Genomic DNA, 14,532 nt, shown 5'->3' on the forward strand with positions numbered 1-14,532 from the left:
GCGAGCCCGATGCTGGACGCGCCGGCCACCTCCGTCGCCGACCCGGACTGGGCGGCGACAGCGCGGCAGTCCCTGCAGCAGGCCGACGCGCGCCTCTACCGGCGTTTCGACCAGGGCGACAACATCGAGCGCCTGCTGGCGCTGCGCGCGCGCGCGGCCGACCACCTGATCCGCCTGGCCTGGCAGCGCTGCCTGCCGGCCGAGAGCGGGCTGGCGCTGTTCGCCGTCGGTGGTTACGGGCGTGGCGAGTTGTTTCCGCGGTCGGACATCGACCTGCTGGTGCTGGGCGAGCCGGCATGCCAGCGGGCGCAGGAACCGTGCCTGGCACGCCTGTTCGCCCTGCTCTGGGACTGCGGCCTGCCGGTCAGCCATGCGGTGCGCTCGGCGCGGGAATGCACCGAGGCCAGTGCCGACCAGACCGTGCTGACCGCGTTGATCGAATCACGCCCGCTGGTGGCCGACGAGGCCGCGCGGCAGGCGCTGAAGGCGGCGGTCAACGTCGAGGGACTGTGGTCCCCACGCGACTTCTTCCTTGCCAAGCGCGAGGAACTGCTGGCACGCCATCGCCGCTTTGGCGATACCGCCGACAACCTCGAGCCGGACATCAAGGATGGCCCCGGCGGCCTGCGCGATCTCAACACGCTGGGCTGGATGGCGCTGCGCGCCTTCGGCGTGCGCGAACTGGAAGCCCTGGTCGGTCTGGGCCACCTGGGACCGGACGAGGCGGCCGCGTTGCGCCGCGAGCGCTGTGCGCTGGCGCAGCTGCGTTTCGGCCTGCACCTGGTCGCCAACCGGCCCGAAGAGCGCCTGCGCTTCGATTACCAGAAGACCCTGGCTGCGCGCCTCGGCTTCGAAGATGACCCGGAGAGCCTGGGCGTCGAGAAAATGATGCAGGGGTTCTACCGCAGCGCCACGGTGGTGCGGCGGATCAGCGACCGCCTGCTGCAGCGGTTCGAGGAGCAGTTTGACGGCGAGGCGGTGCCCGAGCCGGTCAGCGTGGGCTTCTCGCTGCGTCGCGGCTACCTGGCGGCCAACGATCCGCAGTGGCCGCAGGGCGATATCGAACAGGTCTTCGCGTTGTTCTCCAGCTGGGCCTACAACCCCGACGTGCGTGGCCTGCATTCGCTGACCGCGCGCGCGCTGGCCGAATCGCTGGCCGCGCTGCCGGCCTACACCGGGGCCGGTGCATCGGCGCGCGAGCAGTTCATGGCGCTGCTGCGCAGCCCGCGCGCGGTCGACACGCTGGCGCGGATGGCGCGCCTGGGCGTGCTGGGCCAGTGGATACCGGCGTTCGCGCAGGTCTCCGGGCGCATGCAGTTCGATCTGTTCCATGTGTACACGGTGGACCAGCACACTCTGATGGTGCTGCGGAACATCGGCCTGTTCGCCAGCAGCCGCGCCGACGAGCGCTTCTCGATCGCCCACGAAGTCTGGCCGCGCCTGCGCAAGCCCGAACTGCTGCTGCTGGCGGGCCTGTTCCATGACATTGCCAAGGGCCGTGGCGGCGACCATTCCGAACTCGGTGCGGTGGACGCACGCGACTTCTGCCAGGCCCACGCGCTGAGCGCCTCGGATACCGACCTGGTGGCCTGGCTGGTCGAGCAGCATCTGCGCATGTCGGTGACCGCGCAGAAGCAGGATATTTCCGATCCGGACGTGATCCATCGCTTCGCCACGCTGGTGGCCAGCCGCGATCGCCTTGATTATCTGTACCTGTTGACCTGCGCCGACATCGCCGGCACCAGTCCCAAGCTCTGGAACGCCTGGAAGGACCGGCTGCTGGCCGACCTGTACTTCGCCGCGCGCCGCGCGCTGCGCGACGGGCTGGAGAACCAGATGCCGGCGGCCGAGCGCGTGGCCGAAGCGCGCGACTCGGTACGCACGCTGGTGCGCGAACGCGGTTACGACGATGCCACCATTGACCGCCAGTTCGCAGTGATGCCCGACGAAAGCTTCATCCGCCTGCGCCCGGAGCAGCTGGCGTGGCAGGCAGCAGCGCTGGTGCCGGTGAAGCAGGGGCAGACCCTGGTCAAGGTGCGCCGGATCACCCCCGACGACCACGCGCTGGAAGTGTTCGTGCATTCGCCCGATCGCGATGGCCTGTTCGCCGCGATCGTGATGACGCTGGACCGCAAGGGCTATGGCATCCACCGCGCGCGCGTGCTGGACGGGCCGGTCGATACCATTTTCGATACGTTCGAAGTCACCCCGGCCGACAGCTTCGCCGATGGCGACGCGGTGCGGCTGGAGGCGGCCCTGCGCGACGCGCTGGCCGGCGACCTGTCACGGCTGCGTCCCTCGCGCCGGGCGATTCCCCGCCAGTTGCGCCACTTCCGCTTTGCCCCCCGCATCGAATTCCGCGACGTCGCCGATGCCGACGCCGGCAGCAGCAGCACCCGCTTCAGCCTGGTTGCGCCCGATCGTCCGGGTCTGCTGGCCGATGTCGCCTACGTGCTGCGCAACCAGCGTCTGCGTGTGCACGATGCCCGCATCGCCACCTTCGGCGAGCGCGCTGAAGACATGTTCGTGATCAGCGATGAGCACGACCACCCCCTGACCGAATCCACCCGGCAGCAGCTGCACGACGCCATGCTTGCCTGCCTGGACCCTGATCGAAACGCCGGAGACCCCCGCTGATGGCCACCAAGCCGACCAAGAAGACTGCCGCCACCCCTGCGGCGGCCAAGAAGACTGCCGCCGCCAAGGCCGCGCCCGCCGCGAAGACGCCGGTGGCCGCGAAGAAGGCCGCGCCTGCGCCGAAGAAGGTCGCCACCCGTAAAACGGCTGCCGGCAAGGCCGCCGCCAGCCCGGCCGAAAGCGCCGCCAAGCGCACCGCCAGCCGCGATGCGACGATCGCCCGCAAGTCGCTGCGCAAGCCGGCCACGCCGGGCGTGGAAGAACTGAAGTTCGGTATCGAGAGCGCCTTCGAGCGCCGCGCCACGCTGACCCTGCATGAACTGGAAGGCTCGACCAAGCCGCTGGTGGGCCGGGTGATCGACGGCCTGGAAACCGGTGAGTTCCGTGTGGCCGAACCGGATGGCCACGGCGGCTGGAAGGTCAACGAATGGCTCAAGAAGGCGGTGCTGCTGTACTTCCGCGTCAACGACATGGCCGTGGTCGATGCACGCCCGGCGCCGTTCTGGGACAAGGTCGAATCGCGCTTCGCCGGCTTCGATGAAGCCAAGTTCCGCCGTGCCGGCGTACGCGTGGTGCCGGGCGCCATCGCCCGCCGCGGCAGCTACTTCGGCAAGGACGTGGTGCTGATGCCGAGCTTCACCAACATCGGCGCCTACGTGGGCGAGGGCACGATGGTCGATACCTGGGCCACCGTGGGTTCCTGCGCGCAGATCGGCAAGCACTGCCACCTGTCCGGCGGCGCCGGTATCGGCGGCGTGCTGGAACCGCTGCAGGCCAGCCCGACCATCATCGAGGACCATTGCTTCATCGGTGCCCGTTCGGAGGTGGTCGAAGGGTTCGTGGTCGGCCACCACAGCGTGATCGGCATGGGCGTGTTCCTTGGCCAGAGCACCCGCGTGTACAACCGCGCGACCGGCGAGATCAGCTACGGTTCGGTGCCGCCCTACAGCGTGGTGGTGTCCGGCCAGCTGCCGTCCAAGGACGGCTCGCATTCGCTGTACTGCGCCGTGATCGTCAAGCAGGTCGATGCCAAGACCCGCAGCAAGACCAGCGTCAACGACCTGCTGCGCGGTCTGGCCGACTGAGTTGGCGCCGTCGCTGGCGCAGGCAGCGCGCTACCGCCATCCCTACCCGGGGTGGCCGGGACGCGCGTTGCAGCGCCTGCTGGACGGTACGCGCTGGACGGCCCTGCGGCGCGCGTTGACCCGCGTGCTGCCGGTGCCACCGCTGTGCAGCGATGTACGCGATGTGATCTACACGACCTGGTGGGTGGATGCCGCCCGCGCGCCCACGGCGCCACCGGGCTACCGGCTGTTCACCCACGCCGGGCGCACGCCCTACACGGTATTGACCTATCGGCACGGCCACTTCGGCCCGGCGTTCGCCGGACCGCTGCGCGCGCTGTTTCCCTCGCCGCTGCAGAGCAACTGGCGCTGGTACCTGCTGCCCGAGGGCGACACTGCGGCCACGCCGGTGGTGCTGTTCGACCGCAACGTGATCGACAGCGTGACCCACGCCGTGGGCGCCCGTCTGTTCAGCGATGCCATGCAGCCGCACTGGCCGGCACGCTTCGATCACGGCCGCAGCGGCGACGGGTGGCGGACCCGCATCGAACCGGGGCAGGGCAGCGCACCGGCACTGCAGGCGCAGTGGGCGCCGATGGCGGCATGGCCGGCCGGCTGGGCGGCGGGTGCGTTCGCCGGCACGCCGCAGGCGCTGGCATTTCTTGCCTGCCAGGACGCGGCCATCGCCGTGTGCGCCGACGGCCGTACCGCATTGACCCACATCGACCTGCCGATCACGGTGTCGCAGGTGCAGCCGCTGCGGCTGGTGGGCCAGCCGCACTGTCCGCGGGTGGCGGGCATGGGGGCCGATCCCGCCGATGCGTTCTGCTTCCGGGTGCCGCAGGTGCCGTTCCGGGTCGTGTCCGAACGCCTGTTGTGACATGCTTCGGCGGTCTTTCCTGATCGACGTTGTGCGGAGCGCGCCATGACCACCACCCTGTACGGATTGAAGAACTGCGACACCTGCAAGAAGGCCACCAAGTGGCTCGACCGCTTCCAGGTGCCGTACACCTTCGTCGATTACCGCGAGCACACCCCCTCGCCGGAAACCCTGATCGACTGGGCCGCGCAGGCCGGCGGATTCGCCGCACTGGTCAACCGCTCGTCCACCACCTGGCGGCAGCTGCCGGACAACCGCAAGGCGGCCGCGTCCGATGCGGAATGGAAGCTGCTGCTGCGCGAGCATCCGCAGCTGATCAAGCGCCCGGTGGTGGTCGGTGCCGACGGCACCATGACCCAGGGCTTCTCGGACAACGGCTTCAAGCAGCGCTTCGGGGTCGGCGCGTGAACGATGTCCTTGCGCTCACCTGCGACCTGATCGCGCGTGCCTCGGTGACGCCCGACGATGCGGGTTGCCAGGCGCTGCTGGCCGGGCGCCTGCAGCGCGCCGGATTCACCTGCGAACACCTGCGCCTGGGCGAGGTCGACAACCTGTGGGCCACCCACGGCCACGGCGCGCCGGTGCTGGTGCTGCTCGGCCACACCGACGTGGTGCCGACCGGGCCGGTCGCCGCCTGGACAAGCGACCCGTTCGAGCCGCAGATCCGTGACGGCGTGCTGTACGGCCGCGGTGCGGCGGACATGAAGGGCAGCGTGGCCGCCTTCGTGGTGGCCGCCGAGCAGTTCGTCGCCGCCCATCCGGACCACCCCGGCACGTTGGCGGTGCTGCTCACCAGCGACGAGGAAGGCGATGCCATCGACGGCGTGCGCCGGGTGGCGGACCTGTTCCGCGCGCGTGGACAGGGCATCGACTGGTGCATCACCGGCGAACCGTCCTCCACCGCCGTGCTTGGCGACCTGCTGCGGGTGGGGCGGCGTGGCAGCCTGTCGGCCACGCTGACGGTGAAGGGCGTGCAGGGCCATGTGGCGTACCCGCAGAAGGCGCGCAATCCGATCCACCTGGCCGCGGCGGCGTTGGCCGAGCTGACCGCACGCCAATGGGACGACGGCTATGAGAGCTTCCCGCCGACCAGCCTGCAGATCTCCAACATCCATGCCGGTACCGGGGCCAACAACGTGATCCCCGGCGAACTGCAGGTGCAGTTCAACCTGCGTTACAACCCGCACTGGAGCGCGCCGGTGCTGGAGCAGGAGATCGCCACGCTGCTCGACCGCCACGCGCTGGACTACACGCTCCGCTGGCACCGCAGCGGCGAGCCGTTCTACACCCCGGAAGGCACGCTGCGCCAGGTGGCCCGCGAGGTGCTGGGTGCGTTCGCCGGCGCTCCGCCGGAGGAAAGCACCGGGGGCGGTACGTCCGATGCGCGCTTCATCGCGCCGCTGGGCGCGCAGTGCATCGAAGTGGGGCCGGTCAACGCCAGCATCCACCAGGTGGACGAGAACGTCGCGGTGGCCGACCTGGAACGGCTGCCGGCCCTGTACCAGCGCCTCATCGAGCGGCTCCTGGCGTAACCGCGTGGCCGACGAGGTAGAGCCGACGAAAAGGTAGAGCCGACTGTCAGTCGGCTGCTCTTCACCGGACCACAAACAGCCGACCAACACCCGGCTTTACCCGGTAGGCTCTACCCAGCCAGGCATTCCAGCCAGCCGCCCATCACGCCACAATCAACCCGAACGCGGCCAATGCCGCGGCCGCCTGCTGCTGCGAAATCACCGCCTTTTTGAAGTGCTTGCTGTCCATCACGTTCAGCCCGCTGATATCGGTGCCGCGCAGGTCGGCGCCTTCAAAGCGGGTCAGCCGGGTCTGCGCATTGCGCAGGCTGCCGCCGTTGAACACCGCGTCGCGGAAGTCGCAGCCGGACAGCTCCGCATCGGAGAAATCCATGCCGTCCAGCTGCGCCTTGCGGAACGACAGACCGCGCAGGTCCGCGCTCACCATCAGGCAATTGCGGAACTCCAGCGCCCAGCCGCTGACCTCCTGCAGGTGCGCGCCGGTGAGCTTGCAGTCCTCGAACCGCACCGAGGACAGCGTCGCGCGGCGCCAATGACTGTTGTTCAGATCGCAGTGCGAGAAATGGCTGTCGCTGAGCAGCGCCGAGCTGAAATCGGCTTGGCTGCCCCGGCACTTGTACCACCGGCTTTCCTCCAGCGACGCGGCCAGCCAGCTCGTGCCCGCCAGCGAGCACTGGTTGAACTGGAAACCATCCATGTCCAGCCGCGAAAAATCGCCGCCGTCGAACACGCAGGATTCAAAAACCGCCGCGCGTGGATGCGCGGCGATGATCTGCTGCATGCGTTCGCGGGTGAGGGTGTCGTTGCGGAAAGTGACGCTGTTCATGCCGCCCATTCTGGGCGAGAAGCGCGTGGCGATGCAGTCTTGTGCGGCGCCGTTGGCTGTGTACAGCGCGACCGGGCGGGGCCCGGTACGCCGCTTGGCCATCATTCAAAGGTAAAGAACGGCGGCGCAATCGCCTCGCGCCAGTACGATTCGGCCGCCATGTAGAAGCCCTGCGCTTCGGCCCGGGCGAACCAGCCTGCGGCCGCCTCCACGTTCTTTTCCAGACCACGCCCGCCGCGCCCCTGCACCAGGCCGGCAAGGTACTGGCCGTACACATTGCCCTGGTCGCCCGCGCGGGCATACCAGCGCAGCGCGTCGGCCTTGCTTTCGGTCACGCCGATGCCGGCTTCGTACAGCGCGCCAAGATCGACCTGGGCCTCGGCATCGCCGCGTCCGGCACGGCGCTGGATGCCGGCGATCACCGGGTTCGGCGACGGTGTGGCGCTGACCGGCGTACCGGGCTTGGCCGACCCGCTGGTCGCATCGCGCAGCGCCTGCAGCTTGTACAGCTCGCGCAGGTACACCGCCGAGCGCAGGCGCCAGCGCAGCGCGCCTTCCATGTCGCCGCGGCGTTCATACCATTTCTCCAGGTCGTGCATGGCATACGGCGAACCGTGGTACGCGGCGCTGTGGTACCAGCGGAAGGCCTTGCGTGGCGACGGCTTCAACACGACCGCCTCGGGCTTCTGCGGCGTGTCGCTGCTGTCGAGCCGGCCGCGTTCCAGGATCGTGCCCAGCTCCTCCTCGGCGCTGGTGGTGTGATGCGTGCGCGGGGTGGCGGCGGCGGCGCGCGCGTACCAGTCCAACGCGCGCGGGTCATTCCAGGCCCGGTACATTCGGGCCACGCGCATCGCCGAGTCGAACTGCCCATCGGCCGCAGCGGCCAGGGCATCACGTTCGGTGTCGCTGACCGGGCGGGTAGGAGCGCTATGGCAGCCTGCCAGGGCCAGCAGGGCCAACGCCGGCAGCAGCGCGGCGCGCAGGCGGGGGAAGCAGAGGGTCATCCATGAGATCCGGAACGGGGTGGGCGATTATCCCCGAGCGCGATGGCGCGCCCGCTGAATCGGTTGCCGTCGCAACAGTTGCGCCGTCGCCAAAACCGGGGTACGGTCGATCCATGTCCTCGCTCCTGGCCACCGCCGTCAACACCAATAACCGCAGCAATCTGCGCGCGAATAATCGTGCGCGGCCGATGCGGGACTGCGACCAGGGCTAGAACAGCAACACACGCCCGGACCCAGAAAACCCGCATCGGTCGATGCGGGTTTTTTGTTTTCCGGGTGCAGCACAGGCCCGGGAAAGGTGGCCGGTCGGATACAGACGTCACGTGTATTCCCCCATTCCCAGGAGCTGCTCCCATGTGTTCGATCTTCGGTATTTTCGGCCTGCAGGCCGGCGACGACCTTCCGGCCCTGCGCCGCCACAGCCTCGAGCTGTCCCAGCGGCAACGCCACCGCGGCCCGGACTGGAGCGGGGTGTACGTCGATGACGGCGCCATCCTGGTCCATGAGCGCCTGGCGATTGTCGATCCGGCCGGTGGCTCGCAGCCGCTGCTGTCCGACGACGGCGACCTGGCCCTGGCCGTCAACGGCGAGATCTACAACCACCGTGAACTCAAGGGCGAGCTGGCCCAGCCCTACGCCTTCCAGACCGGGTCGGACTGCGAGGTGATCAACGCGCTCTACCGCCAGGACACCCCCGCGTCGTTCCTCAACCGCCTCAACGGCATCTTCGCCTTCGCGCTGTGGGACCGCGCGGCGCAGCGTGTACTGATCGCACGCGATCCGATCGGCGTGGTGCCGCTGTACTGGGGCCACGACAGCGCCGGCCGCCTGGTGGTGGCCTCCGAACTCAAGTCACTGGTGGACATCTGCGCCGACGCCGCGCAGTTCCCGCCCGGCCACTGGTACGACAGCGCCACCGACACGCTGACCCGCTACTACGAGCGCCCGTGGCGCGACTACGACGCGGTGGACGGCGTGGCTGCCGACCTGACCGAACTGCGCGAAGCCTTCGAGCGTGCCGTACACCGGCAGCTGATGACCGACGTGCCCTATGGTGTGCTGCTGTCCGGCGGTCTCGATTCCTCGCTGGTGGCCGCAGTGGCGGCACGCTATGCGCGTCATCGCATCGAGGACGGCGACCAGAGCGAAGCGTGGTGGCCGCGCCTGCATTCGTTCGCGATCGGCCTGAAGGGATCGCCCGACCTGGCGGCTGCGGCGATCGCGGCCGAGGCGCTGGGCACGGTGCACCACGGGTTCGAGTACACCTTCGAGGAAGGGCTGGATGCGTTGCCGGAAGTGATCCGGCACGTGGAAACCTACGATGTCACCACCATCCGCGCCTCCACGCCGATGTTCCTGCTGGCGCGCCGGATCAAGGCGATGGGCGTGAAGATGGTGCTGTCCGGCGAAGGCAGCGATGAGATTTTCGGCGGCTACCTGTACTTCCACAAGGCGCCCAACGCACGCGAGTTCCACGAGGAGCTGGTGCGCAAGCTCGATGCGCTCAACAACTACGACTGCCTGCGCGCCAACAAATCGATGATGGCCTGGGGCGTGGAGCCGCGCGTGCCGTTCCTGGACCGCGAGTTCCTCGATGTGGCCATGCGCATCGATGCCCGCCACAAGATGGTGGGGAAGGGCGGCGACGGCGCGCGCCGGATCGAAAAGGCGGTGCTGCGTGAAGCCTTCGAGGGCTATCTGCCGGAGTCGATTCTGTGGCGGCAGAAAGAGCAGTTCAGCGACGGCGTGGGCTACGGCTGGATCGATGGGCTGAAGGCGCATGCCGACGCACAGATCAGCGACCGGGTGATGGCGGCGGCGGACAAGCGCTTCGTGCACAACCCGCCTCAGACCAAGGAGGCGTACTACTACCGCCACGTGTTCGAGCAGTTCTTCCCGACCCAGGCCGCTGCCGAAACCGTGCCCGGCGGCAAGTCGATTGCCTGCTCCTCCCCGGCGGCCATCGCCTGGGATGCGAGTTTTGCCGCCATGGCCGACCCTTCGGGGCGCGCGGTTACCGGCGTGCACGCCCAGGCGCTGGCCTGATCCGGCCCGGTACGGCGACGCTCCACCGTCGCCGTATCGCTGCCTACTGTCGCGCGGGCGGCGAATCCGTAGAATCCCCGCTTCAATCGATGGGGATCGGTCATGGAAGCAGACACCACCGGCGGCATGCGTCGCAGCGGATTGGCGTGGCGTTATCTCGGCTGGGTGGCGCTGCCGTTGCTGATCGGGCTGGCGCTGGCGCGCTTTGCCGGCCCGGGCCTGCAGGCTCAGACCGCACGCAGCGATGCGGCGCTGGGCGCCGGCTGGGCGGCGCATCTGAATGCGCCGCTGGGCCTGTTCCTGCTGCAGCTGCTGGTACTGCTGCTGGTGGCCAAGGCGGCAGGGTGGCTGTTCCGCCGGCTCGGACAGCCCGGGGTGATCGGCGAGATGGCGGCCGGCCTGATGATGGGGCCGCTGGTGCTGGGCGCGCTGTTGCCGCAGGTGCACGGCGTGCTGTTCCCGCCGGCGTCGCTGGGCTCGCTGGGGCTGCTCAGTCAGCTGGGTGTGCTGATGTTCCTGCTGGTGGCCGGCGCCGAACTGGATCTGGGGGGCCTGCGTGGCCGGCGTCGCTTCGCGTTCGTGGTCAGCCATGCCGGCATCGCCGTGCCGTTCGTGCTTGGCGTGCTGCTGGCGCTGTGGCTGTACGACGCGCATGCCCCGGGCGGCGTGGGATTCACCGGATTCGCGCTGTTCGTGGGCGTGTCGCTGAGCATCACCGCGTTCCCGGTGCTGCTGCGCATCCTTGCCGACCGCGGCATGACCGGCACGCCGCTGGGCCAGACCGCGATCGCCTGCGCCGCGCTCGGCGATGCCACCGCCTGGTGCCTGCTGGCGCTGATCGTGGCGGCCGCGCAGGCCCAGGGCTGGGTGCCGGCGACGGTCAACCTGGTCTGCGTGGTGGCGTTCGTGGCGCTGATGCTGGGCGTGGTGCGGCCGTGGTTCTCGCGCCGCACGATTGCCGCCGGAGAGGAAGGCCGCTGGCTGCTGATCATGCTGCTGATGGCGCTGGGCTGCGCGCTGGTCACTGAAATACTCGGCATCCACGCGCTGTTCGGTGCGTTCGCCGCCGGTGTGGCGGTGTCCGGCAATGCCACCCTGCGGCACACCGTGGCCAGCCGGGTCGAGCCGTTCGCGGTCACCCTGCTGCTGCCGCTGTTCTTCGCCATGACCGGCCTGCGCATGCGCGCCGACGCGCTGCAGGCCAGCGATCTGCTGCTGTGCCTGGTGGTGATCGCGGTGGCCACCGTGGGCAAGCTGATCGGCACGTGGAGCGCGGCGCGCAGCGCGGGCATGGGCAATCACGAGGCCTGGCGGCTCGGCGCGCTGATGAACACCCGCGGGCTGATGGAGCTGATCGTGCTCAACCTGGGCTACGAACTGGGCTTCCTTGGCGACCGGCTGTTCGCCGTGCTGGTGATCATGGCGCTGGTGACCACCGCCATGACCGGGCCGCTGCTGAGCGCGATGGACCGTCGCTGGCGCTAGCTGCGGCAGAGGCGGCGGGTGCCCGCTACCGCGCGGTGCCCGGCGTCAGGTCCAGGCGGTACACCGTCCTGCCCGGCAGGAACGGCGTCGGCGTTCCCTTCACCCAGTCCTCGTGCCCCGCGCCCCAGAACGGCGACAGCGGATGCCCGCTCTGGCCGCCGGGCATGTGCACCAGGCCATCGGCCTCATGGCCGGGGGCGACCACCATGCGTTGCGAGGCGCCGAACGCCGGCCCCTGCACGCGTGGCATGTCGCGGTCGCCGGGCAGGGCATCGGCCGGCATGCACAGCCAGCGGCGGGCGAACGCGGGCAGGGCGCGGCTGATCGGATGACAGATCGCGGCGGTGTTGCGCTCGCCCCACGTGCGCTGCGCCAGATCCGGCCCCTGTGCGGCAAGGTCGGTCTCCAGTTGGCGGGCGGCATCGGCGAGCAGCGCGTCCCAGCTGGGGTACGTGGGCGGCAGCAGGTGTGGGGGCCGTTCGCTCACCAGCGGCCAGGCCACCCCGTCGAACTGGGCCAGCCGTGGTGCGAGGTACTGGTCGCCGAGCTGCGCCTTGGCCGGTGCCAGCAGGCCCGCCGTCAGTGCGTCCACCACCTTGCCGCGGAAGCCGCGCGCCAGCCGGTAGCTGACCGAGTCGACCCCGGCGCGCCCGTCCCAGTGACGGCTGGCCGCCTCCAGGCGTTGCAGCGCGGGGTCGTCACTGTGTTCGACGACCTTGCGCAGCAGGGTCCACCAGCGCGACAGGAACAGCGCACGGTCGTCGAGCTGGATCGCCAGCAGGTCGGCCTCGGTGAAGCGGTCGCGCGCGAGCAGGCCGTCGCGGATCTGCCGCCCGCGCGCGCCCAGGTCGTAGCCACCGTTGCCGGCGACGGCCAGCGCTTCGCCGTCGAGGACGCGCCCGTTGGCGGTCCACAGGCGGTGCGAGGGCGGGTCGACCAGGGCCGGTGAGCCGTCGCTGCGGACCGGCCACGGTGCGCAGTGCGCGGCCGCCGGCTGTGCGGCGCCGGCGGGCGGGCAGCCGGCGGCACGGTCGGGGCGGGCGCCGATCAGCCGCCAGGCAATGCGTCCGTTGCGGTCGCCGAGCAGCAGGTTCTGGGTGGGAATGCCGGCGTGGTCGGCGATGCGCAGGGCCTCGTCGAGATTCCCGGCGCGCGCCATCGCCGCGAAGTCCAGCCGCAGCGCACCGGGCAACTGCGCGGTCCAGCGCAGGGCCTCGCCGCTGCCATCCGGACGCGTGTGCAGGACCGGCCCCCAGGCGGTCTCGCGCACCTGCAGGAGGACGTCGGGCTGCCCGGCCACCTGGATGCGCTCGTCGTAGCGGCGGATGCCATCGACCGTGCCGGGCGCGGCGGCCGGCACAGGGACGAAGTCGGCGTTGTCGATGTAGCTGTTGGTGAATCCCCACGCCACGTAGCCGTTGCTGCCGACCACGATCGCCGGCAACCCGGGCAGGGAAAAGCCGGTGACATCGACCTTGCCGCCGGGCGCCTGCGGATCGGGATAGCGCAGCCGCACCCGGAACCAGAGGTTGGGCGCGCGCAGGCCCAGGTGCATGTCGTCGGCGACGATCGCGCGGCCGTCGGCGGTGAGCGCGCCGGCCACGGCCATGTTGTTGCTGCCCTGCACATCCGGCTCGGTGCGTGCGGCCGTTGTGGTGGGGTGCACGGGTAATTGCCGGCGCAGGTCCAGCACGTCGGCACCGGGCAGCCGCGCATTGCCGCGCGGGGCACCGAACAACGGCGCATCCCACTCGCTGCCGTCGTGGGCGAGCAGGGCGTACAGCGGTGGCGGCACCACGTCGCGGATGCGGGCCATCGCCAGCTCGTCCTGGTTGCCCGGGTCCTGCAGGTCGGCATACATCGCCAGCCCGGTCAGCACGCTGTCCTCGGCCGCCCACGGTGCCGGCGGCTGGCGCAGCAGCAGGTACGGCCACGGGCGCACGCGCAGGCCGGCCACGCCGGCGTTCACACCGGACACATACGCGCGGATCACCTCGGGCTGCGCACCGATGGCATCGGCGAGATGCGCGCGGGTACGCGCACGCAGACGGTGGACGCGCATCCGCTGGTCCATCTCGACGGCGGCCGGGCCGAACAGCGCGGCCAGCTCGCCGGCGGCGGTGCGGCGCATCAGGTCCATCTCGAAATAGCGTTCCTGCGCGTGCACCAGCCCCAGCGCCTGCATCGCATCGGCCTGGCTGCCGGCATCGATGGTGACCACGCCGAGCGCATCGCGGGTGACGCTCACCGGGGCCTGCAGGCCCTCCAGTGGCTGTGTGCCGTCCAGCGCGGGCAGGCTGCCGCGCAGCAGCCCCCACACGGTGGCGATGACGATGATGACCAGTACCACCAGCAGCCACAGCACCCGCGTGAGCCAGCGACGCATCCCGCGTCTCCCCGATGAGGTTGTGGGCCGATTGTAGGCGCCAACTGCGACTGATTCCGATTAGATCATTGGAATTCCGGATGGGGCACCATGTGCGCCATCGATCCACCAGGAACCCCCACCATGAAAGGCAATCCGGACGTCATTGCGTGCCTGAAGGAACTGCTGCGCGGCGAGCTGGCCGCACGCGACCAGTATTTCATCCACTCGCGCCGCTACGAAGACCAGGGCCTGTTCGCGCTGTACGAGCGCCTGAACCATGAGATGGAAGAGGAAACCCAGCACGCCGATGCGCTGCTGCGTCGCATCCTGTTCCTTGGCGGCGACCCGGACATGCGCCCGCATGTGTTCGAGCCTGGCGCCACGGTCGAAGACATGCTGCAGAAGGACCTGGACACCGAATACAGCGTGCGCAACAACCTGGCCGCCGGCATGAAGCTGTGTGAACAGCACCAGGATTACGTGAGCCGCGACATGCTGCTGGTGCAGCTCAAGGACACCGAGGAAGACCACGCCTGGTGGCTGGAGCAGCAGCTGGGGCTGATCAAGCGGATCGGCCTGGCGCTGTACCAGACCAGCAAGATGGATGCGAAGGGCACGGCGGCGCACTGACGCCCCGTCCAGCCGTCATCGGGTTCTGCACGCCAGCCAGCTCTCGCCAGCACGCCGCAG

The 14,532-nt window shown here is 69.7% G+C and carries 11 protein-coding genes; 8 read left to right on the forward strand and 3 right to left on the reverse strand.

Annotated features, from left to right (window positions below; genetic code table 11):
• Window positions 1–9 precede the first annotated feature (9 nt).
• The 5 genes from ACLB90_RS16340 to dapE are packed head-to-tail and all read left to right on the forward strand — an operon-like array spanning window position 10 to window position 6,113.
• Complete coding sequence (locus tag ACLB90_RS16340; protein WP_411852779.1) at window positions 10–2,637, forward strand: [protein-PII] uridylyltransferase; 2,628 nt, start codon at window positions 10–12, stop codon at window positions 2,635–2,637.
• The gene (gene dapD / locus ACLB90_RS16345; RefSeq protein WP_411850452.1) at window positions 2,637–3,722 is read left to right on the forward strand and encodes a 2,3,4,5-tetrahydropyridine-2,6-dicarboxylate N-succinyltransferase; all 1,086 of its coding nucleotides are present in this window, start codon (window positions 2,637–2,639) and stop codon (window positions 3,720–3,722) included. The genes ACLB90_RS16340 and dapD overlap by 1 nt, the downstream gene beginning before the upstream one ends.
• 1 nt (window position 3,723) lies before the next feature.
• Window positions 3,724–4,581 carry a hypothetical protein gene (locus ACLB90_RS16350; RefSeq protein ID WP_411850453.1) on the forward strand — a complete coding sequence of 286 codons (858 nt, stop codon included), beginning with the start codon at window positions 3,724–3,726 and terminating at the stop codon, window positions 4,579–4,581.
• A 45-nt stretch (window positions 4,582–4,626) separates the two neighbouring features.
• On the forward strand, window positions 4,627–4,989 hold the full coding sequence (locus ACLB90_RS16355; RefSeq protein ID WP_411850454.1) for an arsenate reductase: 363 nt from the start codon (window positions 4,627–4,629) through the stop codon (window positions 4,987–4,989).
• A complete protein-coding gene (gene dapE / locus ACLB90_RS16360) occupies window positions 4,986–6,113 on the forward strand; it encodes a succinyl-diaminopimelate desuccinylase (protein ID WP_411850455.1) in 1,128 nt (375 codons plus the stop codon). The genes ACLB90_RS16355 and dapE overlap by 4 nt, the downstream gene beginning before the upstream one ends.
• 142 nt (window positions 6,114–6,255) lie before the next feature.
• On the opposite strand, the gene ACLB90_RS16365 is transcribed toward dapE, so the two are convergent.
• Both ACLB90_RS16365 and ACLB90_RS16370 read right to left on the reverse strand, forming a co-directional pair.
• On the reverse strand, window positions 6,256–6,939 hold the full coding sequence (locus ACLB90_RS16365; RefSeq protein ID WP_411850456.1) for a pentapeptide repeat-containing protein: 684 nt from the start codon (window positions 6,937–6,939) through the stop codon (window positions 6,256–6,258).
• A gap of 101 nt (window positions 6,940–7,040) precedes the next feature.
• Window positions 7,041–7,943: a tetratricopeptide repeat protein gene (locus tag ACLB90_RS16370; RefSeq protein ID WP_411850457.1), complete on the reverse strand. Its 903-nt coding sequence runs from the start codon at window positions 7,941–7,943 to the stop codon at window positions 7,041–7,043.
• Between the two features lie 354 nt (window positions 7,944–8,297).
• On the opposite strand from ACLB90_RS16370, the gene asnB reads away from it, so the two are divergent.
• Complete coding sequence (gene asnB / locus ACLB90_RS16375) at window positions 8,298–9,989, forward strand: asparagine synthase B (protein ID WP_411850458.1); 1,692 nt, start codon at window positions 8,298–8,300, stop codon at window positions 9,987–9,989.
• Window positions 9,990–10,091: 102 nt separating this feature from the next.
• Window positions 10,092–11,474, forward strand: a complete 1,383-nt coding sequence (locus tag ACLB90_RS16380; protein WP_411850459.1) for a cation:proton antiporter — start codon at window positions 10,092–10,094, stop codon at window positions 11,472–11,474.
• Window positions 11,475–11,499: 25 nt separating this feature from the next.
• Here ACLB90_RS16380 and ACLB90_RS16385 read toward each other — a convergent pair whose 3' ends face one another.
• Window positions 11,500–13,860, reverse strand: a complete 2,361-nt coding sequence (locus ACLB90_RS16385) for a penicillin acylase family protein (RefSeq protein WP_411850460.1) — start codon at window positions 13,858–13,860, stop codon at window positions 11,500–11,502.
• Between the two features lie 123 nt (window positions 13,861–13,983).
• Between ACLB90_RS16385 and ACLB90_RS16390 the strand changes: the two genes are divergently transcribed.
• Window positions 13,984–14,472: a bacterioferritin gene (locus ACLB90_RS16390; protein ID WP_411850461.1), complete on the forward strand. Its 489-nt coding sequence runs from the start codon at window positions 13,984–13,986 to the stop codon at window positions 14,470–14,472.
• Window positions 14,473–14,532 lie beyond the last annotated feature (60 nt).

This window comes from Stenotrophomonas sp. LGBM10 (genome assembly GCF_046736075.1).
Lineage (GTDB): Bacteria > Pseudomonadota > Gammaproteobacteria > Xanthomonadales > Xanthomonadaceae > Stenotrophomonas.